Consider the following 20116-nt stretch of genomic DNA (forward strand, 5'->3'; position numbering starts at 1 on the left):
TAGTTTATTAAATTATAATGTTACAGCTTCTCCTCCAGCAGCTTCAATAGCAGCTTTAGCAGTTCCTGTAAATTTGTGAGCAGTTACTTGTAATTTAGCTGTCAATTCACCACCACCTAGTATTTTTACTAAGTCGTTTTTTCTAGCCAAACCGCTTTCAACCAATACAGCTAAATTAACTGTATCTGTAACAATACCTTTATCAACTAAAGCTTGTAACTTGTCTAAATTAATTCCATTGTATTCCTTACGGTTTACATTGGTAAATCCAAACTTAGGTACTCTTCTTTGTAATGGCATTTGCCCTCCTTCAAATCCTACTTTTCTAGAATATCCAGAACGAGATTTTTGACCATTATGACCTCTAGTAGCTGTACCACCGTGACCAGATCCTTCTCCTCTAGCAATTCGCTTACCACTTTTAACAGAACCCTTGGCAGGTTTTAAATTGTTTAAACTCATCTTTTTATAACTTATTTAATTTCTTCAACAGAAATTAAGTGTTGAACTTTATTAACCATTCCTATAATTGAAGGTGTAGCATCGTGTTCTACTACCTTACCAATTTTAGTCAAACCTAATGCCTCTAATGTTCTTTTTTGAACAAGAGTACGGTTTATTTGGCTCTTTACTTGTGTTACTTTAATTTTTCCCATGGTATCCAATATTAACCGTTAAATACTTTATCTAAAGAAATACCTCTTTCAGCAGCAATTGCTTGTGGGCTTCTCAATTGTAATAAAGCATCAAAAGTTGCTTTTACTAAGTTGTGAGAGTTTGAAGATCCTTGAGACTTAGATAATACATCATGTACACCTACAGACTCTAATACCATACGCACAGCTCCACCAGCAATAACTCCGGTACCATGTGATGCAGGTAGTAATAATACTTTAGATCCACCAAATTTACCCTTTTGTTCATGAGGTAAAGTTGCGTTTAACAATGGAATACGAACCAAGTTTTTCTTAGCTTCTTCAACTGCTTTTGCAATAGATGATGCTACGTCTAATGACTTTCCTGATCCATAACCAACAACTCCTGCTCCATTTCCTACTACAACAATAGCAGAAAATCCAAAAGTACGCCCTCCTTTAGTAACTTTCGTTACACGGTTAACTGACACTAAGCGATCCACTAACTCTAATCCGCTTGGCTTAACTCTTTCTATGTTTTTATATCCTTGCATAATATAATTTTCTTAAAATTTTAAACCAGCTTCTCTAGCTGCTTCCGCTAATGATTTCACTCTACCGTGATACAAATAACCATTTCTATCAAAAGCAACAGTTTCTATTCCAGCAGATTTTGCTTTTTCACCAATAGATTTCCCTACCAATGCAGCAACTTCAACTTTATTTCCTTTTGCTTCGATTTCTTTATCTCTTGACGACACAGATACTAAAGTAATTCCTGTATTGTCATCAACTAATTGAGCGTAAATTTCTTTGTTACTTCTAAATACAGACAATCTAGGTCTAGCTGCTGTACCCACAGAAATTTTTCTAATTCTACGCTTAATTCTTTGTCTTCTTTCAAGCTTTGATAATGCCATAATACTATAAATTATGCAGATTTACCTGCTTTTCTTCTTAATTCTTCACCTACAAACTTAATTCCTTTTCCTTTGTACGGTTCAGGTCTACGGAAAGAACGAATCTTTGCAGCTACTTGACCTACCAATTGCTTATCGAAAGAAGTAAGTTTTATGATTGGATTTTTTCCTTTATCAGAAACTGTTTCAACTTTAACCTCTGGTGCAATATCCAACACAATGTTGTGTGAAAAACCGATAGCTAAATCTAATACATTTCCTTGATTAGATGCTCTGTATCCTACCCCTACTAACTCTAATTCTTTAGACCATCCTATAGATACTCCTTGAATCATATTGTTAACTAAGGCTCTATACAAACCATGTTTTGCTCTATGCGTTTTTGATTCCGATGAACGATCTAACGTTAAAACTCCATCTTCTTCTTTGATACTGATACCATCAGTAATCTCTTGAGTTAATTCTCCTAACTTCCCTTTCACTGTAACTGTGTCTCCGTTAATAGTAACAGTAACACCAGCTGGAATTGCGATTGGGCTTTTTCCTATTCTTGACATACTATTCTATTTTTTAATAAACGTGACAAATTACTTCTCCACCTACTTTTTCTGCTTTAGCTTGCTTAGATGTCATCACTCCTTTAGAAGTAGACACAATTGCAATACCTAAACCATTTAAAACTCTTGGTAAATCCTCAACCCCAACATACTTACGTAATCCTGGTGTAGAAATACGTTCAATTTTTTTAATAACTGATTCGTTAGTGATTGGATTGTACTTTAAAGCTATTTTGATAACACCTTGCACAGCATTCTCTTCAAATTTATAACTTAAAATATACCCTTGGTCAAACAAAATCTCTGTGATTGCTTTTTTAACCTTTGATGCAGGAATCTCCACCACTCTGTGTCCTGCTAAATAAGCATTTCTTACTCTTGTTAAGTAATCTGCTATTGGATCTGTATACATAATATTTGTATTGGTTATAGATTATCACCCTGAAACAAGTTCAGGGCTAGCATCTAAAATTAATTCTTAAAAATTTTTACCAACTTGCTTTGGTTACACCAGGAATTAATCCTTGGTTTGCCATCTGACGGAAAGTTACACGAGAAATTCCAAACTGACGCATATATCCTTTTGGTCTTCCTGTTAACTTACAACGATTGTGAGTACGAACTGGAGAAGCGTTTTTAGGCAACTTCTGTAATCCTTCGTAATCACCAGCTTCTTTTAAAGCTTTACGTTTTTCAGCGTATTTGGCAACTGTTTTAGCTCTTTTTCTCTCACGAGCTTTCATTGATTCTTTAGCCATGATTAGTTCTTTTTAAATGGTAACCCTAATTCTGTTAATAATGATTTAGCTTCTTTATCAGTAGGTGCAGACGTTACAAAAGTAATATCCATACCACCAATTTTTTTCACTTGATCAATATTAATTTCCGGGAAAATAATTTGTTCAGTAATTCCTAAATTATAATTTCCACGTCCATCAAAACCAGTAGCTTTAATACCGTTAAAATCTCTTACACGTGGTAAAGAAGCTGTAATTAATCTATCTAAGAATTCGTACATTTTAATTCCACGTAAAGTTACTCTTGCCCCAATTGGCATACCTTTACGTAATTTAAATGTAGCGATATCTTTTTTAGATAAAGTTGCAACTGCTTTTTGTCCTGAAATAGTAGTCAACTCTTCAACAGCGTAGTCTACTAATTTCTTGTCAGCAATAGCAGCACCTACACCTTTAGAGATCACTATTTTCTCTAATTTAGGCACTTGCATAATATTGCTATATCCGTACTCTTCAGTTAAGGCAGCCTTAACTCTGTCATTGTACTCTTGCTTAAGTCTTGGAATATAACTCATCTTAAATAGCTTTTTCTGATTTTTTAGAAATACGCACTTTTTTACCGTCTTCTACTTTAAAACCAACTTTAGTGATGTTACCATCTTCTAAAATAGCTAAGTTAGAAATAGGTAAAGCAGCTTCTTTCTTTACAATTCCACCTTGAGGGTTTTGAGCACTTGGTTTAGTGTGCTTAGAAACTAAGTTTACACCTTCAACAATTGCTTTGTTTTTATCAGTAATAATTTTTACTACTTTCCCTTCTTTTCCTTTATGATCTCCAGCAATTACTCTTACTGTATCTCCTGATTTAATTTTAATCTTTGCCATTTTTTACAAATATTAAAGCACCTCAGGTGCTAATGATACAATTTTCATGAATTGCTTATCACGAAGTTCTCTTGCAACAGGTCCAAATACACGTGTTCCAGACATTTCTCCAGCCGCATTCAACAACACACAAGCGTTGTCATCAAAACGAATGTAAGAACCGTCTTTTCTTCGTACTTCTTTAGAAGTACGAACCACTACAGCTTTAAATACCTGACCTTTTTTAGCGTTACCATTAGGAGTTGATGACTTTACAGTCACAACAATTTTGTCTCCTAATGAAGCATAACGTTTTCCAGTCCCTCCTAAAACACGGATCACTAAAACTTCTTTAGCCCCAGTGTTATCTGCTACGTTTAATCTTGATTCTGTTTGTAACATATTATTTCGCTCTTTCTAGGATTTCTACTAATCTCCAACGTTTAGATTTACTTAAAGGTCTTGTTTCCATGATTCTTACAGTATCTCCTATATTGCAGTCGTTTTGCTCATCGTGTGCAACGTACTTTTTCGTATTCAATACGAACTTTCCATACATTGGGTGTTTCACTTTCTTTACCTCAGCTACAACAATAGACTTATCCATTTTGTTACTAGATACAACACCAATTCTTTCTTTTCTAAGATTTCTATTTTCCATCTTGTAAAAATACTATTGTCTGTTAGTTAACTCAGTAGCTACTCTTGCTACAGTTTTTCTAAGCGCTCTCACCTGTAAAGGATTCTCTAAAGGAGAAATAGCATGAGCCATCTTAAGATCAGTATAGCTTTTCTTAAGAGAAACTAATTTCTCTTGTAACTCAGCTACTGATAATTCTTTAATTTCTGATTGTTTCATTTCTCTTAGATATTAAGCGTTATCATAATCTCTCGCAACAACGAACTTAGTTTTAACTGGCATTTTTTGAGCTGCTAAGCGTAATGCTTCTTTTGCAACACCGAAAGATACTCCTCCGATTTCAAACAATATTCTACCAGGCTTTACTACGGCTACGAAATATTCAGGAGCTCCCTTACCTTTACCCATACGTACCTCTAAAGGTTTCTTTGTAATAGGCTTGTCTGGAAAAATTTTAATCCATAACTGACCTTCCCTTTTCATATGACGTGTCGCAGCAATACGACCTGCTTCTATTTGTCTAGAGGTAATTAAGGCTTGTTCTAGAGATTTAATTCCGAACATTCCAAAAGCTAACTGATTCCCTCTTTGAGAATCACCGCTCATATTACCTTTACCTTTCTGTACCTTACGGTACTTTACTCTTTTAGGCTGTAACATTTCTAAATTCTAATTTTTGTGAAAAATTATTTTCTTTTACGAGGTCCTCTCTTTGGCCCTGAATTTCCACCATTATTTCCAGCAGACTTTTTAGCCATACCTACTAATGGAGATAATTCACGTTTACCATAAACCTCACCTTTCATAATCCATACTTTAACTCCCAGTCTCCCGTAAGTTGTATGGGCTTCAACCAAAGCATAATCAATATCAGCTCTAAAAGTAGACAAAGGAATTCTACCTTCTTTATAGTGCTCTGAACGTGCCATTTCAGCACCATTTAAACGACCTGAAATTTGGATTTTGATCCCTTCAGCATTCATACGCATTGTTGCTGCAATAGCCATTTTTATTGCACGTCTATATGAAATTCTATTTTCAATTTGACGAGCAACACTTGAAGCAACTAGATGTGCATCTAATTCTGGGCGTTTAATTTCAAAAATATTGATCTGTACATCATTTCCAGTCAACTTTTTCAACTCCTCTTTTAACTTGTCTACCTCTTGTCCACCTTTCCCGATAATAATACCTGGTCTAGCAGTAGTGATAGTAACGGTTACAAGTTTAAGAGTACGTTCAATGATGATTCTAGAAATACTAGCTTTGTATAATCTTGCATTTAAGTACTTTCTTATCTTATCGTCTTCAGCAATTTTATCACCGTAGTCGTTACCTCCGTACCAGTTTGAGTCCCATCCTCTGATGATTCCTAAACGATTTCCTATTGGATTAGTCTTTTGTCCCATTTCTACTTATGATTATTTACTTTCAACGTTTTTACTTCCCAACACAATAGTTACGTGATTAGAACGCTTACGAATTCTATGTGCACGACCTTGTGGAGCTGGTCTTAATCTCTTTAACATTGCTGCAGAATCTACAGTAATTGTTTTTACATATAAATTAGCTTCTTCAATACTAGCGTCTTCATTTTTTGCTTGCCAGTTGGCAATAGCAGACAATAATAACTTCTCAATATTGATAGATGCTTCTTTAGAGCAAAATTTCAAGATTTGTAAAGCTTTTTCAACCTCTACTCCTCTTACTAAATCAGCCACCAATCTCATTTTTCTTGGTGATGTAGGACAACCAGTCAATTTAGCGAAAGCAACATCTTTCTTTGCTTCCTTGATCTGTTTTGCCATATTATGTTTACGAACTCCCATATCCTACTATTTTTTTCCTTTATTTTTCTTGTCTGCACCGTGACCTCTAAAGGTACGTGTTGGTGAAAACTCTCCTAATTTATGACCTACCATGTTTTCTGTAACATATACTGGTACAAATGTTCTTCCGTTGTGAACTCCAATAGTTTGTCCAACGAAATCTGGAGTAATCATAGAAGCTCTTGACCAAGTTTTTATAACTTCTTTACTACCTGCTTCTGCATTTGCTATAACTCTTTTCTCAAGTCTATGAAAAATGAAAGGTCCTTTTTTTAATGAACGTGCCATGTCTTCTTATTTTTTTCTACGTTCTAAAATATACTTATTACTCGCTTTTGTCTTAGATCTAGTCTTGTATCCTTTAGCAGGTATACCATTTCTAGATCTTGGGTGACCTCCTGAAGAACGTCCTTCTCCACCTCCCATTGGGTGATCAACTGGATTCATTCTAACAGCGTTTGTTCTTGGTCTTCTACCTAACCATCTAGATCTACCAGCTTTACCAGAAACTAGTAATTGGTGATCTGAGTTTGAAACAACTCCGATAGTCGCGATACAAGTCAACAAGATCAATCTTGTTTCACCTGACGGTAATTTAACAGTAGCATACTTTCCTTCTTTTGCCATTAACTGAGCAAAAGAACCTGCAGAACGTGCCATAACAGCACCTTGACCTGGTCTTAATTCAATACAACAAATTGTTGTACCTAAAGGAATGTTTGCCAAAGGCATTGCATTACCAACATCTGGAGTAATTGCTTCGTTGTTACTTACAATAGTTTGACCTACTTGCAAACCTGCTTGAGCAATAACATATCTTTTTTCTCCATCAGCATATTCTACTAATGCAATAAATGCAGTACGATTTGGATCGTACTCAATTGTTTTTACAGTTGCTTCAACACCGAACTTATCTCTATTAAAATCGATAATACGGTATCTTTTTTTATGACCACCACCTACGTAGCGCATTGTCATTCTACCACTGTTGTTTCGACCTCCAGATCTTTTATTCGGTGCCAATAATGACTTCTCCGGCTTATCAGTAGTAATGGCGTCGAACCCATTTACTACTCTAAAACGCTGACCTGGTGTGATTGGTTTTAATTTTCTAACTGACATGTTAAAATTTAAAAATTATTTATTAATTAAATATTGCTATATAAGTCAATATTCTCTCCTTCAGCTACCTCGATGATAGCCTTTTTATATGCAGAAACTTTCGATTGAACAACACCTTTTTTGGTGAATTTAGTCGAACGTTTTACTGGATATATCATTGTTCTTACTTTCTCAACTGAAACACCGTAAGTCGCTTCAATAGCTTCTTTGATTTCAATTTTGTTAGCTTTCATACTCACAACAAAAGCATAACGGTTCAATAACTCGCTATCTTTAGTTGCTTTTTCTGTAATAATAGGTTTTATTAAAATACTCATATCTGTACCCTATTTACTTAAATTAGCTTCAATATCTGCAATTGCACCCTCTAACAAAACAACTTTCCCAGCATTCAATACTTTGTAAGTGTTTAATTCTGAGGTAGTTACAACTTCAGACCCTTTTAAATTTCGTGAAGACAAATATACATTATTATTTGATTCACCCAAGACAAATAGAGATTTTTTATTATCTAACTCTAAAGCTTTCAATACGTTAATGAAATCTTTGGTCTTTGGAGCTTCAAAATTGAAGTCTTCTAAAACGATAATATTAGCATCTTTTGCTTGTAAACTGAAAGCAGATTTTCTTGCCAATCTCTTTAAGTTTTTATTCAATTTGAAAGAATAATCTTTTGGTCTTGGTCCAAAAATTCTACCTCCACCTCTAAAAACTGGAGATTTGATAGATCCTGCACGAGCAGTACCTGTTCCTTTTTGTTTTTTAATCTTTCTAGTTGACCCAGCAATCTCAGCTCTTTCTTTAGCTTTGTGAGTACCTTGTCTTCTGTTTGCCAAATGTTGCTTTACATCTAAGTAAACGGCATGGTCATTTGGTTCTATAGCGAATACTGCATCAGATAACTCTATCTGACGTCCTGTATCTTTTCCTGTATAATCTAAAACTGCTACTTTCATTATTTCTCGATAGTTAAGTAAGAGTTCTTAGCACCAGGAACACATCCTTTTACTACGATTAAGTTCTTGTCAGCAACAACTTTTAAAACTCTTAAGTTTTCAACTTTAACTTGATCTCCTCCCATTCTTCCTGCCATACGCATTCCTTTGAATACACGTGCAGGATAAGATGCAGCACCAATAGATCCTGGAGCTCTTAAACGGTTATGTTGACCGTGGGTAGCTTGACCTACTCCTCCAAATCCATGACGTTTTACAACACCTTGGAAACCTTTACCTTTAGAGATTCCTGATACATCAACGAACTCTCCTTCAATAAAATGATCTACACCAACTGTATCTCCTAAATTTAATTCCTCCTCAAAACCTTGAAATTCAACAACTTTCTTCTTAGAAGTAGTACCTGCCTTTGCAAAGTGACCTTGCAATGCTTTGGTAGTATTCTTGTCAGACTTGTCATCGAAACCTAATTGGATCGCAGAATAACCATCTACTTCCTCGGTTCTGACTTGGGTAACTACACATGGACCAGCTTGAATTACAGTACAAGGAATGTTCTTCCCGTTCTCATCAAAAATGCTAGTCATTCCGATTTTTTTTCCTATTAACCCAGACATTATTTATTAATTAATTATTGTTATTAAATTTTATACTTTATATGAGACACAAAAACCGGCCTAACAGTGTTAGGCTGGTTTTACATGTCTATGTAAGTTTTATCAAACTTTGATTTCTACTTCTACTCCAGAAGGTAATTCTAATTTCATTAAAGCATCAATAGTCTTAGATGAAGAACTATAAATGTCTAACAATCTTTTATAAGAAGATAATTGGAATTGCTCTCTAGATTTCTTGTTTACGTGTGGAGAACGTAATACAGTAAAAATCTTTTTATTTGTTGGCAAAGGAATAGGACCGTTTACAACAGCTCCTGTAGACTTTACCGTCTTTACGATTTTCTCAGCAGATTTATCTACTAAATTATAGTCGTAAGACTTTAATTTTATTCTGATTTTTTGACTCATTTTCTGATGTTTTTAAAATTAAGCTTTAGAAGCTGCAATTACCTCTTCTGAAATGTTAGAAGGTGTTTGTGCATAGTGAGAGAACTCCATTGTAGAAGTTGCTCTACCTGATGACAATGTACGTAAAGTAGTTACATATCCAAACATCTCTGATAAAGGCACATCAGCTTTTACAACTTTTGCTCCTCCTCTATCACTCATATCGTTTACTTGACCTCTACGTCTGTTTAAGTCACCTACAATATCTCCCATGTTTTCTTCTGGAGTAATAACATCCATCTTCATGATTGGTTCTAAGATAACAGCACCTGCAGCTTTCGCACAAGCTTTGTACCCTAATTTAGCAGCCAATTCAAATGATAAAGCATCAGAATCCACAGGGTGGAAAGAACCATCAGTTAAAACAACTTTTAATGAATCCATAACGAATCCAGCTAAAGGTCCATTTTTCATAGATTCTTTAAATCCTTTTTCTACCGCTGGAATAAATTCCTTAGGAATACGTCCACCTTTAATTTGATCAACAAACTGCAATCCAGTTCCTTCAAAATCTTCATCAACAGGTCCCATTGTAAATACAATATCACCAAACTTACCACGTCCACCAGATTGCTTTTTATAAGTCTCTCTGTGTTCAGTAGTTTTAGTTACAGCTTCTTTGTACTCAACTTGAGGTTCACCTTGGTTAACTTCAACTTTGAACTCACGCTTCATACGGTCAACTAAGACCTCTAAGTGTAATTCTCCCATTCCTGAAATAACTGTTTGACCAGAAGCCTCATCAGTTTTTACAGTAAATGTAGGATCTTCTTCAGCTAATTTAGCTAAAGCCATACCCATTTTATCAACATCAGCCTTTGTTTTAGGCTCAATAGAAATACCAATTACCGGAGCAGGGAAATCCATACTCTCTAATACGATAGGTCCATCTAATGCAGACATGGTATCTCCAGTTTTAATATCTTTAAATCCAACAGCAGCTCCAATATCTCCAGCTTCGATATAATCGATAGAGTTTTGTTTGTTAGCGTGCATTTGGTAGATACGAGAAATACGCTCTTTTTTACCTGAACGGTTGTTTAAGATATAAGAACCAGCATCTAAACGTCCTGAATATGCACGGAAGAAAGCTAAACGTCCTACGAAAGGATCTGTAGCAATCTTAAATGCCAATGCAGCAAATTTATCTTTTACATCTGGGCTTCTTGTTTCTTGCTCTTCTGTATCTGGATTCATCCCTACAATCTCAGGTCTATCCATTGGAGAAGGTAAGTAACGACAAACAGCATCTAACAAGAATTGAACTCCTTTGTTTTTAAACGAAGAACCACAAATCATTGGAATGATTGCCATATCCATTACAGCAGCTCTTAAAGCAGCATGTACTTCATCTTCTGAGATAGAGTTTTCATCTTCCATGAATTTCTCTAATAATTCTTCATCGTAAGAAGCAACTTCTTCAATCAATCTAGCACGAGCTTCAGCAGCTTCATCTACCATGTCTTCAGGGATAGCAATCTCATCAAAAGTTGCACCTTGAGTATCATCATGCCAAACAATCGCTCTGTTCTTCACTAAATCTACAATACCTCTAAAATCATTTTCTTCACCAATTGGCAAAACGATTTCAACAGCATTAGAACCTAACATTTCTTTTACCTGCTTACAAACGTTCGCAAAATTTGATCCTTGACGGTCCATTTTGTTTACGAATCCAATACGAGGTACTTTATAGTTATCTGCTAATCTCCAGTTAGTTTCTGATTGAGGCTCAACACCATCAACAGCACTAAATAAGAATACTAATCCATCTAATACACGCAAAGAACGGTTTACTTCTACAGTAAAATCAACGTGCCCTGGAGTATCAATAATGTTAAAGTGATATCCTTTAGTATCTGGTAAAGGCTTTGCATTTTCTAAAGGAAACTGCCATGTACAAGTAGTTGCAGCAGAAGTAATAGTAATCCCTCTTTCTTGCTCTTGCTCCATCCAGTCCATAGTTGCAGCACCATCGTGAACCTCTCCAATTTTATGAGAAACTCCAGTGTAATACAATATACGTTCTGTAGTAGTAGTTTTTCCTGCATCAATATGCGCAGCAATACCAATATTTCTTGTAAGTTTTAAATCTCTAGCCATTTCTATTAAAATCTAAAATGTGAAAATGCTTTGTTAGCTTCTGCCATCTTGTGAACATCCACTCTCTTTTTAACAGCAGCTCCTTCTTCTTTTGCAGCAGCTAATACTTCTGCAGCCAATTTTTGAGCCATAGTCTTTTCATTTCTCTTTCTAGAGTAAGAAATTAACCATTTCATTGCCATAGAAACCTTACGGTCTGGTCTAATTGGCATTGGAATTTGAAAAGTAGCACCACCTACACGACGGCTACGTACTTCTACCTGAGGCATTACATTTGACAATGCATCCTTCCATATTTCTAAAGAAGTTTTCTCATTCTCTTCTCCTTTTTTGTTTTCTACAATCTCTAATGCATCGTAAAAAATCTTGAACGCTGTAGACTTCTTTCCATCCCACATCAAGTTATTCACAAAACGTGTTACCAACTGATCGTTAAATTTTGGATCTGGTAAAAGAACTCTCTTTTTTGCTCTTCTTTTTCTCATGTTTTCTTAAGAATTTAAAAGATTAATAGATTATTTTTTTGGACGCTTAGTTCCATACTTAGATCTACGTTGAGTTCTTCCCTCAACACCAGCAGTATCTAAAGCCCCACGTACTACGTGATACTTTACCCCTGGTAAATCTTTTACTCTTCCTCCCCTTACTAATACTATCGAGTGCTCTTGTAGGTTATGTCCTTCTCCTGGGATGTAAGCGTTTATCTCATTACCGTTAGTCAATCTAACACGGGCTACTTTACGCATTGCCGAGTTAGGTTTCTTAGGTGTTGTAGTATAAACACGTGTACATACTCCACGACGTTGTGGACATGCCTTCAAAGCAGCCGATTTACTCTTCTTAGTAACTTGGGCTCTTCCTTTTCTAACTAATTGTTGAATAGTTGGCATAAATTAATATATATAACGTTTTAATATTTTCCCCTCGGAATTATCTCCAAGGGTTTGCAAAAGTACAAATATTTTCTAAATAATCAAATATCAGCGAGTTAATTTTATTTACACCTATCTTTTTGATTTTAAAATCGATAAAATCAATTTTACTTAGATTCATATTTTAGTTCAACATAGTGCTCGTTAAAAGAATTCTATTAGCTTTGATTTTATGAAGTTTTTTTATTTCTTTTCTTTTTTTATCCTAGCTGTTATCGCAAACATAAATAGCTGGGCTCAAGAAAAACCTGCTACTTTTATTTTAAAAGATAGCTTATCTACTCCTATCCCTATCAACAGCATTCACTCCGCGACCGAACTAAGACAAACACTCTATAAAGAAGGTTATTTCTATTTTACTTCAGAAACAATTGAAAGAGACAGCCTGACTTATTTGATCTCGCTTGGACAAAAAACAAACACGGTAGTTCTCAAAGATTTACCTAAAGACATTCAACTACTATTCAATGTTTCTAAAAACTATCTATACATATCCCCTAAACAAGTTCCCTACTGGATTGAAAAAGTAAAAGATTACTTTGATAGCAAGGGTGAAAATTTTTCAGAGATACAACTTATCAACCAAATTTCTAAAAACGACACATTGCACTGTAGTCTTTCTATAAAATCTTCACCAAAAAGATTTATCGACAAAATAGTCATCAAAGGTTACGAACGTTTTCCAAAACAGTTTTTGAAACATTACATCAACACCAAAAAACCATTTAGCAAAGAACTTTTAATGATCACTGAGAAAAAAATCAACCAAATTTCCTTTGTTAGAAACATCAAAACTCCCGCTGTATTATTTACCAAAGATTCCACCCATTTGTATTTGTATCTAGAAAAAGTAAAAGCAAACAAACTAGATGCCTTGTTAGGTTTTAATAATGAAGAAGGTCAAAACAAGATAAAATTCAACGGATACGTAGACATTTCACTAATCAACGCTTTGCACAAAGGAGAATCTTTTGCTTTTAAATGGAACAATTCTGGACAAGATCAAGAAGAAATTGACTTAAATATAGAGAGTCCATATATCTTTAAAAGCCCTGTAAATTTTGGCTATCACCTTAACATTTACAAACAAGACAGTTCTTTTGTAAACAATCAAAATAAAATTAGCCTTAGCTATCAACCTCACTACAAGCACACCTTATCCACTTACTACCAAACAGAAAGTTCAACTACATTAATTGATATTTCTAACAATGAGGAATACCAAAAAAACATGTTTGGATTTACATACACTTATTTAGAATTGAACAATTTAAGATTGCCCAAGACTAGATTTTTAATAGACTTAGCTTACGGAAGCAAAAAAACAGAAATCAACACACAACAACAACTTTTGAAAACGGATTTTATTTACAACATAGAACTCAACCCTAGCAATCATTTTTTTTTACAAAACCGAAATGCGTACCTTAATTCTAAAAACAAAAGTACTAATGAACTTTTTAGAACAGGAGGGGCTACCACCATGAGAGGTTTTTTAGAACAAAGCATCACTACTCATTTGTACAACTACACCAATCTTGAATATCGTTTTTTCACCAATGCTGTTAGTTATCTGTACGGATTTAGCGATGTTGGTTATTTTAAAAACCTAAATCAAGAAAGCTATTTGCTTAGTTTTGGACTTGGTTACACTCTAGGAACTGCTTCTGGATTGTTAAAAATTAGTTATGCTGTAGGCAAAGATCAAAAGAGTTCTTTCAACCTTAGCACAGGATTGTTTCACATTAATTTTGTGACAATATTCTAATAAAAACAAACTATTAAAACTACAACTAACAACACCAAACCACACATACTGTCTTCTCTATAGAAAATAATCAATTTTAAAAATTATCTTTGCACCATGGATGAAAAACAAACCTCAAAAATATTTGGTATTAGAGCCATTATTGAAGCGATAAACGCTGGAAGCTCAATAGATAAAGTTTTTTTACAAAAAGACGTGAATGGTGCCTTGATGACAGAGCTAAAGCAGCTGATTCAACAAAACAACATTACCTCTAGCATTGTTCCTGTTGAGAAATTAGACAGACTTTCTAGAGACAACAATCACCAAGGAGCAGGTGCACTAATCGCCCCTATTTCTTTTTACGATTTGGAAGAGTTGATTACACGCACTGTAAAAAGCGGTGTAAAACCGTTGTTTATTTTGTTAGATCAAATTTCTGACGTTAGAAACTTTGGTGCTATCATTCGTACGGCTGATTGTACTGGAGTACATGGAATCATCATTCCTAAAACAGGAAATGCACCTATCAATGGAGAAACTGTAAAAACTTCTGCTGGTGCCGCTTTTAATGTGCCTATTTGTAAAGTAGATCATATAAAAGATGCCATATTTATGCTACAGGCAGAAGGTATCAAAATTGTATGTGCCACAGAGAAAACAGAAGACACTATTTTTGATGTAAACTTTAACCAACCTACAGCTATTGTAATGGGTTCTGAAGACAGAGGAATCAATCCTTCCATCTTAAAACTTGCTGATGCCAATGCAAAATTGCCTTTGTTAGGAAAAATAGGATCGTTAAATGTTTCGGTTGCTTGTGGTGCCTTTTTGTACGAAGCCGTTAGACAAAGAATGTAATCGACTTTATACTCTTAAATTATTCCACTAAAAAAACCCTACTTTTAATTAAAGACAACTCAATAAAAAGACTTACATATAGTATAGATATAGCCGACAGTTAAACACTAAAGGCCAAAGACTGAATAACAATGAATATTAGAGAAGAATTAGAAAAAAGAAGTGGGAACCAATGTGAGTTGTGTACCGCAACAGGAAATTTAAATGATTTGCGATTAAAACCTAGTTTGACAGATACATTAGACACCAATATTTTAGTGTGTGATACTTGTAAAGATCAAATAGACAATCCTGAAAAAATGGACACCAACCACTGGCATTGTTTAAACGACTCTATGTGGAGCGAACACAAAGCAGTACAGATTACGGCATGGAGAATGTTGAGTCGTATGAAAAGTGAAGGTTGGCCTCAGGATTTGATAGACATGATGTATTTTGAAGATGCTGATTTACGTTTTGCAGAAGCTACAGGAGATCATTTAAGCGATGACGAGAAAATTATTCACAGAGATTCTAACGGTGCTATTTTAGAAAATGGTGACACCATTACCCTCATCAAAGATTTGGACGTAAAAGGTGGTGGAAACTTTACCGCAAAAAGAGGAACTGCTGTAAGAAACATCTCTTTGGTTCACGACAATGCAGAACACATAGAAGGACGTGTAGAAGGAACACATATTGTAATTTTAACCAAATTTGTTAAAAAAGCAAACGCTCCTCAACAATCCTAAACAAAAAAATACTTTTCCTAAAAAAACTCAAGTAAAGATTTTACTTGAGTTTTTTTATGTTTTCATGTAGCCTTCTGCTGCTTGTTTCTCCAAAAACTCCGCTAATGATTCTTTAACCATCAAAGCTCCTAGACCAACGATAATAGCGATAGAAAACATCGCTACAGATCGCCATCCCATCTTATTATTAGGTAGTATTTCTTTTAGTTTTATACTGTTACAACTTAGCTTTTAATTCGTTTATTTTATCAACAACAGGAATCAAAACACCTTTAAGATTAACGGTAACACGTATAACATACTGTGGTAAAAATCATATTACAGACGAAAAAACATTTTCTAAAAACAAAAAATTTAATTCCTTTCATACCTTTGCTCCAATACAATTTCAATGAATATATCCGAAGATTTTTTCAATACCCAAATCAAAAGTGTTACTACCACACTACCAGGAAGTATTCCTTACAAAACTCACTACAAACTTCCTGTAAAAAAGAAATACGAAGGAATGACCGTTGTAGATTTTTTCTTAAAATTAGTCCCCAGATCTGATAAAGAACTCTGGTTGACTAAAATCAAACATGAATCTTTACTCATCAACAGAAAACCCGCTAAAGAAAATAGTATCGTCAAAGGAGGTGATATTACAGAACATTTTTCAGAGCCGAAATCTGAACCCACTGTTGCTACCAACATACAGTTGATTTATAGTGATGATAATATTCTTATCATCAACAAACCCGCTCCGTTGCCCATGCATCCTAGTGGAAGGTTTAACAAAAATTCTTTGACCGAAATTTTGAAATTGGCTTTTCCTCAAGAAGATTTAAAAATCATCCACAGACTAGATGCCAACACTACTGGAATTGTAATTTTAGGAAGAAACAAAGAAGTCGTAAATTCCATTGGTTCTCAGTTTGAACAAAAACAAACAGAAAAAAAATACCTAGCTTTGGTAGAAGGTCTACCCAAAGAAGATACCTTTGACACACACACCAAAATAGGACTAGAAAAAACCGCTGGTGGCGGGAGAGCTTCTTCAGAAAATGGTATAGAAGCGTTTACGGAATTTAAAGTTTTAGAACGCAGAATTACAACAAACGAGACTTTGTTAGAAGTAACTCCACATACGGGTAGAACCAACCAAATACGCTTACATTTAGCTCAATTAGGCTTTCCTATTGTAGGAGACATTGGTTATAAAACTCCTGATTATTTTACAAAGAACCCGTTAACCTATGAAACAGATAGTTTGTTTTTACACGCTTGGAAACTTACTTTTTTACATTTAAAAAAAACAATATACATAGAAGCTCCCGTTCCTTCAAAATTTAAAATTTGACAATAAACAACAGGAATAATTTTATTAAACGCAACAATGTATTAATTTTATGCGTTAGTAAAAACTGAATGTTTCACTCAAAAACAGAATCGTTTATGACTTTACAACTCCATGCCGTTGAAGTAGTTGAAAACATCACTAAAAAGGATTTCATCAACAACTACTATAAAAAACAGAAACCTGTTATCATAAAGCAACTAATTCACGATTGGCCTGCTTACCAGAAATGGAACTTAGATTACATGAAAGAAGTGGCAGGAGAGAAAACTGTTCCTTTGTACGACAACAGACCGTTAGACGCTAAGGCAAAATTTAATAGTCCACACCAGTACATGAAAATGAAAGATTATGTAGATTTACTTAAGAAGGAGCCTACTAAGTATCGAATATTTTTGTGGAATATCTTAAAAGAAATCCCTTCTTTACAGAAAGATTTTACCTACCCAGATTTGGGAATCACCTTTTTCAAAATATTACCTACGTTGTTTTTTGGAGGTGAAAATTCATACACATTTATGCATTACGACATAGATTTGGCCAATATTTTTCACTTTCACTTCGAAGGAAAGAAACAATGTATTTTGTTTGATCAAGAGCAGACTCCTTATTTGTACAAGTTGCCAAATTCGCTAATGACCAACCGAGATATTGATTTTTCCAATCCAGATTTCGAGAAATTCCCAGCCTTAAAAAAGGCAAAAGGATTTGTAGCAAACTTGGAACATGGAGATGTTCTATACATTCCCGAAGGTTATTGGCATTACATGAAATATATTACTCCTGGTTTTTCTATGAGTTTACGTAGCATTGCTAAAAACCCAAAATATCTGGCACAGACTTTTTACAATTTTGCCGTTATGATTCCTGTAGAAAATCTAATGAGAAAAACCCTAGGACAAAAATGGCTGAATTGGAAGTATAAAAAATCTGTAGAAAACGCCAAACAGTTTGAAGAGGCATAAGCAATCTATATCATCTAAGAATCAAATTTCAAAAGTTCAAATCCAACTTTGACCTAAAAAAGAAATAGGTGAATTTTGATTTTTTATCAGAATTACAATTAGAACAGGCTATGCAATCATCTTAAACTTGCAATTCCGATTGTTTTCACAACTTTCTAACGTTGATTCTTTTACAGAAATATCAACACTCAACTTATTACCTTTATATAATCGGATACACTTTTGTAGTATTTGACTTCTGCATTACCACTTATTTATAGACGAGCAACCTTAGGCTACAACCAAAAACACTAAAACCAACTTTGTTTAAATTTTTAGCCTTACTTTTTCACCACTCAATTATTTTTCTTCGGCAGAACTAACTCACCATTGAAAAATATTTTTCTATACAGATTTTTTTATAACGATATCTTTATCTTGTTTGTTATTAATCTCAAACATATATTTAAGACTCGTAATGTTTTACCAATAGCAAGATCCATTTTCTAATTATCGAATTTATTTTAAGTTATCTTATCGCCTTATCAAAGTCCCCATCTAAACAATCCTAAATACTCACGACTATCACAAAAACAATTTTTATGAACAACATTACACTATACGGTGCAGATTGGTGCCCTGATTGCAGAAGAGCAAAATCTTATTTAGACAGTAACAACATCAACTACACTTTTGTAGATGTAGACATAGACCAAGAAGCCACACAAAAAGTAGAATCGATCAACAATGGAAAAAGAATCATTCCTACCGTAATCATCAACGACAAGCCTTACACCAACCCAGACAACGCAAAGTTGGCAAGTACTTTAGGAATTACTTCTAAAGGTCAATTGATTTTATTTGGTGCAGACTGGTGCCCTGATTGTAGAAGAGCAAAAAGTTATTTAAATGATAATGGTGTGAATTATCAATTCATAGATGTAGATCAACACGATTGGGCAACTCAAAAAGTGGAAGAAATCAACAAAGGAAAAAGAATTATTCCTACTATTTTATTAGACAACCAACCTTACACCAACCCAAACAATGCTGAGTTAAAATCGTTATTAGACATTGATTCTAGTAAAGAACAAAAAGTATATGACAGTATTATTATTGGTGGTGGAGCTGCTGGATTGACTACTGCAATTTATGCTCAGAGAGACCGTTTTGACACCTTAATATTAGAAAAAAAGAACATTGGAGGAAATGCTTTCTTGACAGAAAAAATTGAAAACTACCCTGGATTCAACGAAATTTCTGGCCCAAAATTGATGGAGCGCATGGAACAACAAGCACTAACTTACGGAGCAAAAATCAATACAGGAGAAGAAGTATCTTCTATTGATAAAAAAGGAGATCTGTTTGAGTTAAAAACCATCATGGGAACTTACTTTACCAAAAGTGTGATTTTATCAACAGGATCTACTTACAGAAAATTAGGAATTCCAAACGAAAGTGATTTAATTGGTTCTGGAGTTCATTTTTGTGCTACTTGTGACGGAGCTTTTTACAGAGACAAAGAAGTAATTGTTATTGGTGGTGGAAATTCCGCTTTGGAAGAGGGAATCTTTTTGGCTGGATTTTGCAAAAAAGTAAAAATCATCAACAGATCAGAAGAATTCAAAGCATCTAAAACTTATATAGAAAAACTAGAGACGATAGACAATATAGAAGTCTACACAAATACTACACCTATTTCTTTTACCAAAAACGATAAAAGTTTATTTAAAGGAGTGATGGTAAAAAACAATCAAACAAATGAAGAAACTGAACTTACAGCAGATGGAGCGTTTATATTTATAGGCCTAATTCCAAACACACAAAACTTTAAAGGCTTGGTAGATTTAAATAACCAAGGCTTTATTCAAACCACCAATTTGGCAGAAACTTCTGTAAAAGGAATTTTTGCAGCAGGAGACTGTAGAGAAGGTGCTATAGCACAAGTAGCTGCAGCAACAGGAGAAGGAGTTTTAGCTAGCTACGGAATTCGAAATTATTTAAAACAATAAGATTACAAACAATAAAAAAGCCTCATCAAAATAAATTGATGAGGCTTTTGTACTCAAGATGGGACTTGAACCCATACGGGCATTTCTGCCCACTGGATTTTAAGTCCAGCGTGTCTACCAATT

General features: G+C 34.5%; 31 protein-coding genes. 6 read left to right on the top strand and 25 right to left on the bottom strand.

What is annotated here, in order from left to right:
* Positions 1 to 12: 12 nt before the first annotated feature.
* The 24 genes from rplO to rpsL all read right to left on the bottom strand — a co-directional run bounded on the left by rplO (position 13) and on the right by rpsL (position 12317).
* Positions 13 to 462 carry a 50S ribosomal protein L15 gene (gene rplO, locus Q4548_RS11290; RefSeq protein WP_303455046.1) on the bottom strand — a complete coding sequence of 150 codons (450 nt, stop codon included), beginning with the start codon at positions 460 to 462 and terminating at the stop codon, positions 13 to 15.
* A gap of 11 nt (positions 463 to 473) precedes the next feature.
* Positions 474 to 656: a 50S ribosomal protein L30 gene (gene rpmD, locus Q4548_RS11295; protein WP_303455047.1), complete on the bottom strand. Its 183-nt coding sequence runs from the start codon at positions 654 to 656 to the stop codon at positions 474 to 476.
* 11 nt (positions 657 to 667) lie between these two features.
* A complete protein-coding gene (rpsE, locus tag Q4548_RS11300; protein WP_303455106.1) occupies positions 668 to 1192 on the bottom strand; it encodes a 30S ribosomal protein S5 in 525 nt (174 codons plus the stop codon).
* Between the two features lie 9 nt (positions 1193 to 1201).
* Positions 1202 to 1555: a 50S ribosomal protein L18 gene (gene rplR / locus Q4548_RS11305; protein WP_303455050.1), complete on the bottom strand. Its 354-nt coding sequence runs from the start codon at positions 1553 to 1555 to the stop codon at positions 1202 to 1204.
* A gap of 11 nt (positions 1556 to 1566) precedes the next feature.
* Entirely contained in the window at positions 1567 to 2112 is a 546-nt protein-coding gene (rplF, locus tag Q4548_RS11310) for a 50S ribosomal protein L6 (protein WP_303455053.1), read from the bottom strand.
* A gap of 13 nt (positions 2113 to 2125) precedes the next feature.
* The gene (gene rpsH / locus Q4548_RS11315) at positions 2126 to 2524 is read right to left on the bottom strand and encodes a 30S ribosomal protein S8 (protein ID WP_303455056.1); all 399 of its coding nucleotides are present in this window, start codon (positions 2522 to 2524) and stop codon (positions 2126 to 2128) included.
* Positions 2525 to 2600: 76 nt separating this feature from the next.
* Positions 2601 to 2870 (bottom strand): 30S ribosomal protein S14, encoded by a 270-nt coding sequence (gene rpsN / locus Q4548_RS11320; protein ID WP_303455057.1) that lies wholly within the window; start codon positions 2868 to 2870, stop codon positions 2601 to 2603.
* A 2-nt stretch (positions 2871 to 2872) separates the two neighbouring features.
* A complete protein-coding gene (gene rplE / locus Q4548_RS11325; protein ID WP_303455058.1) occupies positions 2873 to 3424 on the bottom strand; it encodes a 50S ribosomal protein L5 in 552 nt (183 codons plus the stop codon).
* A gap of 1 nt (position 3425) precedes the next feature.
* Positions 3426 to 3734 (bottom strand): 50S ribosomal protein L24, encoded by a 309-nt coding sequence (gene rplX, locus Q4548_RS11330; protein ID WP_303455059.1) that lies wholly within the window; start codon positions 3732 to 3734, stop codon positions 3426 to 3428.
* A 12-nt stretch (positions 3735 to 3746) separates the two neighbouring features.
* Positions 3747 to 4115 carry a 50S ribosomal protein L14 gene (gene rplN, locus Q4548_RS11335; protein WP_303455061.1) on the bottom strand — a complete coding sequence of 123 codons (369 nt, stop codon included), beginning with the start codon at positions 4113 to 4115 and terminating at the stop codon, positions 3747 to 3749.
* Between the two features lies 1 nt (position 4116).
* Positions 4117 to 4374, bottom strand: coding sequence for a 30S ribosomal protein S17 (gene rpsQ, locus Q4548_RS11340; RefSeq protein WP_068827442.1), 258 nt, complete (start codon positions 4372 to 4374; stop codon positions 4117 to 4119).
* A gap of 12 nt (positions 4375 to 4386) precedes the next feature.
* On the bottom strand, positions 4387 to 4572 hold the full coding sequence (rpmC, locus tag Q4548_RS11345; protein WP_303455065.1) for a 50S ribosomal protein L29: 186 nt from the start codon (positions 4570 to 4572) through the stop codon (positions 4387 to 4389).
* A 12-nt stretch (positions 4573 to 4584) separates the two neighbouring features.
* A complete protein-coding gene (gene rplP, locus Q4548_RS11350) occupies positions 4585 to 5013 on the bottom strand; it encodes a 50S ribosomal protein L16 (RefSeq protein WP_303455067.1) in 429 nt (142 codons plus the stop codon).
* A gap of 26 nt (positions 5014 to 5039) precedes the next feature.
* Positions 5040 to 5762: a 30S ribosomal protein S3 gene (gene rpsC / locus Q4548_RS11355; protein ID WP_303455068.1), complete on the bottom strand. Its 723-nt coding sequence runs from the start codon at positions 5760 to 5762 to the stop codon at positions 5040 to 5042.
* Positions 5763 to 5774: 12 nt separating this feature from the next.
* A complete protein-coding gene (gene rplV, locus Q4548_RS11360) occupies positions 5775 to 6182 on the bottom strand; it encodes a 50S ribosomal protein L22 (protein ID WP_303455071.1) in 408 nt (135 codons plus the stop codon).
* Between the two features lie 6 nt (positions 6183 to 6188).
* The gene (rpsS, locus tag Q4548_RS11365; RefSeq protein WP_167898096.1) at positions 6189 to 6470 is read right to left on the bottom strand and encodes a 30S ribosomal protein S19; all 282 of its coding nucleotides are present in this window, start codon (positions 6468 to 6470) and stop codon (positions 6189 to 6191) included.
* A 6-nt stretch (positions 6471 to 6476) separates the two neighbouring features.
* Positions 6477 to 7304: a 50S ribosomal protein L2 gene (gene rplB, locus Q4548_RS11370; protein ID WP_303455077.1), complete on the bottom strand. Its 828-nt coding sequence runs from the start codon at positions 7302 to 7304 to the stop codon at positions 6477 to 6479.
* Positions 7305 to 7330: 26 nt separating this feature from the next.
* The gene (gene rplW / locus Q4548_RS11375) at positions 7331 to 7621 is read right to left on the bottom strand and encodes a 50S ribosomal protein L23 (protein ID WP_303455081.1); all 291 of its coding nucleotides are present in this window, start codon (positions 7619 to 7621) and stop codon (positions 7331 to 7333) included.
* Positions 7622 to 7630: 9 nt separating this feature from the next.
* Positions 7631 to 8260 carry a 50S ribosomal protein L4 gene (rplD, locus tag Q4548_RS11380; protein WP_303455084.1) on the bottom strand — a complete coding sequence of 210 codons (630 nt, stop codon included), beginning with the start codon at positions 8258 to 8260 and terminating at the stop codon, positions 7631 to 7633.
* Positions 8260 to 8877, bottom strand: coding sequence for a 50S ribosomal protein L3 (rplC, locus tag Q4548_RS11385; RefSeq protein ID WP_303455087.1), 618 nt, complete (start codon positions 8875 to 8877; stop codon positions 8260 to 8262). The genes rplD and rplC overlap by 1 nt, the downstream gene beginning before the upstream one ends.
* A 102-nt stretch (positions 8878 to 8979) precedes the next feature.
* Complete coding sequence (rpsJ, locus tag Q4548_RS11390) at positions 8980 to 9285, bottom strand: 30S ribosomal protein S10 (RefSeq protein WP_010137088.1); 306 nt, start codon at positions 9283 to 9285, stop codon at positions 8980 to 8982.
* A gap of 18 nt (positions 9286 to 9303) precedes the next feature.
* A complete protein-coding gene (gene fusA / locus Q4548_RS11395; protein WP_303455088.1) occupies positions 9304 to 11427 on the bottom strand; it encodes an elongation factor G in 2124 nt (707 codons plus the stop codon).
* Positions 11428 to 11432: 5 nt separating this feature from the next.
* On the bottom strand, positions 11433 to 11912 hold the full coding sequence (gene rpsG, locus Q4548_RS11400) for a 30S ribosomal protein S7 (protein WP_303455089.1): 480 nt from the start codon (positions 11910 to 11912) through the stop codon (positions 11433 to 11435).
* Positions 11913 to 11942: 30 nt separating this feature from the next.
* Positions 11943 to 12317: a 30S ribosomal protein S12 gene (gene rpsL / locus Q4548_RS11405; protein WP_068827466.1), complete on the bottom strand. Its 375-nt coding sequence runs from the start codon at positions 12315 to 12317 to the stop codon at positions 11943 to 11945.
* A gap of 214 nt (positions 12318 to 12531) precedes the next feature.
* On the opposite strand from rpsL, the gene Q4548_RS11410 reads away from it, so the two are divergent.
* The 3 genes from Q4548_RS11410 to Q4548_RS11420 all read left to right on the top strand — a co-directional run bounded on the left by Q4548_RS11410 (position 12532) and on the right by Q4548_RS11420 (position 15698).
* Positions 12532 to 14127: a BamA/TamA family outer membrane protein gene (locus tag Q4548_RS11410; RefSeq protein ID WP_303455093.1), complete on the top strand. Its 1596-nt coding sequence runs from the start codon at positions 12532 to 12534 to the stop codon at positions 14125 to 14127.
* A gap of 96 nt (positions 14128 to 14223) precedes the next feature.
* Positions 14224 to 14967, top strand: coding sequence for a 23S rRNA (guanosine(2251)-2'-O)-methyltransferase RlmB (gene rlmB / locus Q4548_RS11415; RefSeq protein WP_303455095.1), 744 nt, complete (start codon positions 14224 to 14226; stop codon positions 14965 to 14967).
* 131 nt (positions 14968 to 15098) lie between these two features.
* Positions 15099 to 15698, top strand: coding sequence for an alkylphosphonate utilization protein (locus Q4548_RS11420; RefSeq protein WP_303455097.1), 600 nt, complete (start codon positions 15099 to 15101; stop codon positions 15696 to 15698).
* A gap of 54 nt (positions 15699 to 15752) precedes the next feature.
* On the opposite strand, the gene Q4548_RS11425 is transcribed toward Q4548_RS11420, so the two are convergent.
* The gene (locus Q4548_RS11425; RefSeq protein ID WP_303455098.1) at positions 15753 to 15878 is read right to left on the bottom strand and encodes a hypothetical protein; all 126 of its coding nucleotides are present in this window, start codon (positions 15876 to 15878) and stop codon (positions 15753 to 15755) included.
* A gap of 211 nt (positions 15879 to 16089) precedes the next feature.
* On the opposite strand from Q4548_RS11425, the gene Q4548_RS11430 reads away from it, so the two are divergent.
* The 3 genes from Q4548_RS11430 to Q4548_RS11440 all read left to right on the top strand — a co-directional run bounded on the left by Q4548_RS11430 (position 16090) and on the right by Q4548_RS11440 (position 19993).
* Entirely contained in the window at positions 16090 to 17040 is a 951-nt protein-coding gene (locus tag Q4548_RS11430; protein ID WP_303455099.1) for an RluA family pseudouridine synthase, read from the top strand.
* Positions 17041 to 17135: 95 nt separating this feature from the next.
* On the top strand, positions 17136 to 18002 hold the full coding sequence (locus Q4548_RS11435) for a cupin-like domain-containing protein (protein WP_303455102.1): 867 nt from the start codon (positions 17136 to 17138) through the stop codon (positions 18000 to 18002).
* A 581-nt stretch (positions 18003 to 18583) separates the two neighbouring features.
* Complete coding sequence (locus Q4548_RS11440; RefSeq protein ID WP_303455103.1) at positions 18584 to 19993, top strand: FAD-dependent oxidoreductase; 1410 nt, start codon at positions 18584 to 18586, stop codon at positions 19991 to 19993.
* Positions 19994 to 20116: the final 123 nt, after the last annotated feature.

This window comes from Wenyingzhuangia sp. 2_MG-2023 (assembly GCF_030548295.1).
In the GTDB taxonomy this organism is placed as follows: domain Bacteria; phylum Bacteroidota; class Bacteroidia; order Flavobacteriales; family Flavobacteriaceae; genus Wenyingzhuangia.

Coding starts and splice junctions, on each gene's coding strand:
- rplV (WP_303455071.1), bottom strand. CDS start 6,182: ATGGGAGTTCGTAAACATAATATGGCAAAACAGATCAAGGAAGCAAAG.
- rplD (WP_303455084.1), bottom strand. CDS start 8,260: ATGAAAGTAGCAGTTTTAGATTATACAGGAAAAGATACAGGACGTCAG.
- rplC (WP_303455087.1), bottom strand. CDS start 8,877: ATGTCTGGGTTAATAGGAAAAAAAATCGGAATGACTAGCATTTTTGAT.
- rpsS (WP_167898096.1), bottom strand. CDS start 6,470: ATGGCACGTTCATTAAAAAAAGGACCTTTCATTTTTCATAGACTTGAG.
- rpsN (WP_303455057.1), bottom strand. CDS start 2,870: ATGGCTAAAGAATCAATGAAAGCTCGTGAGAGAAAAAGAGCTAAAACA.
- Q4548_RS11420 (WP_303455097.1), top strand. CDS start 15,099: ATGAATATTAGAGAAGAATTAGAAAAAAGAAGTGGGAACCAATGTGAG.
- Q4548_RS11425 (WP_303455098.1), bottom strand. CDS start 15,878: ATGGGATGGCGATCTGTAGCGATGTTTTCTATCGCTATTATCGTTGGT.
- rlmB (WP_303455095.1), top strand. CDS start 14,224: ATGGATGAAAAACAAACCTCAAAAATATTTGGTATTAGAGCCATTATT.
- rpsJ (WP_010137088.1), bottom strand. CDS start 9,285: ATGAGTCAAAAAATCAGAATAAAATTAAAGTCTTACGACTATAATTTA.
- rpmC (WP_303455065.1), bottom strand. CDS start 4,572: ATGAAACAATCAGAAATTAAAGAATTATCAGTAGCTGAGTTACAAGAG.
- rplP (WP_303455067.1), bottom strand. CDS start 5,013: ATGTTACAGCCTAAAAGAGTAAAGTACCGTAAGGTACAGAAAGGTAAA.
- fusA (WP_303455088.1), bottom strand. CDS start 11,427: ATGGCTAGAGATTTAAAACTTACAAGAAATATTGGTATTGCTGCGCAT.
- rplW (WP_303455081.1), bottom strand. CDS start 7,621: ATGAGTATTTTAATAAAACCTATTATTACAGAAAAAGCAACTAAAGAT.
- rplX (WP_303455059.1), bottom strand. CDS start 3,734: ATGGCAAAGATTAAAATTAAATCAGGAGATACAGTAAGAGTAATTGCT.
- Q4548_RS11410 (WP_303455093.1), top strand. CDS start 12,532: ATGAAGTTTTTTTATTTCTTTTCTTTTTTTATCCTAGCTGTTATCGCA.
- rpsG (WP_303455089.1), bottom strand. CDS start 11,912: ATGAGAAAAAGAAGAGCAAAAAAGAGAGTTCTTTTACCAGATCCAAAA.
- rplF (WP_303455053.1), bottom strand. CDS start 2,112: ATGTCAAGAATAGGAAAAAGCCCAATCGCAATTCCAGCTGGTGTTACT.
- rpsH (WP_303455056.1), bottom strand. CDS start 2,524: ATGTATACAGATCCAATAGCAGATTACTTAACAAGAGTAAGAAATGCT.
- Q4548_RS11430 (WP_303455099.1), top strand. CDS start 16,090: ATGAATATATCCGAAGATTTTTTCAATACCCAAATCAAAAGTGTTACT.
- rpsL (WP_068827466.1), bottom strand. CDS start 12,317: ATGCCAACTATTCAACAATTAGTTAGAAAAGGAAGAGCCCAAGTTACT.
- rplN (WP_303455061.1), bottom strand. CDS start 4,115: ATGTTACAAACAGAATCAAGATTAAACGTAGCAGATAACACTGGGGCT.
- rpsQ (WP_068827442.1), bottom strand. CDS start 4,374: ATGGAAAATAGAAATCTTAGAAAAGAAAGAATTGGTGTTGTATCTAGT.
- rpsC (WP_303455068.1), bottom strand. CDS start 5,762: ATGGGACAAAAGACTAATCCAATAGGAAATCGTTTAGGAATCATCAGA.
- Q4548_RS11435 (WP_303455102.1), top strand. CDS start 17,136: ATGACTTTACAACTCCATGCCGTTGAAGTAGTTGAAAACATCACTAAA.
- Q4548_RS11440 (WP_303455103.1), top strand. CDS start 18,584: ATGAACAACATTACACTATACGGTGCAGATTGGTGCCCTGATTGCAGA.
- rplO (WP_303455046.1), bottom strand. CDS start 462: ATGAGTTTAAACAATTTAAAACCTGCCAAGGGTTCTGTTAAAAGTGGT.
- rplB (WP_303455077.1), bottom strand. CDS start 7,304: ATGTCAGTTAGAAAATTAAAACCAATCACACCAGGTCAGCGTTTTAGA.
- rplE (WP_303455058.1), bottom strand. CDS start 3,424: ATGAGTTATATTCCAAGACTTAAGCAAGAGTACAATGACAGAGTTAAG.
- rpmD (WP_303455047.1), bottom strand. CDS start 656: ATGGGAAAAATTAAAGTAACACAAGTAAAGAGCCAAATAAACCGTACT.
- rplR (WP_303455050.1), bottom strand. CDS start 1,555: ATGGCATTATCAAAGCTTGAAAGAAGACAAAGAATTAAGCGTAGAATT.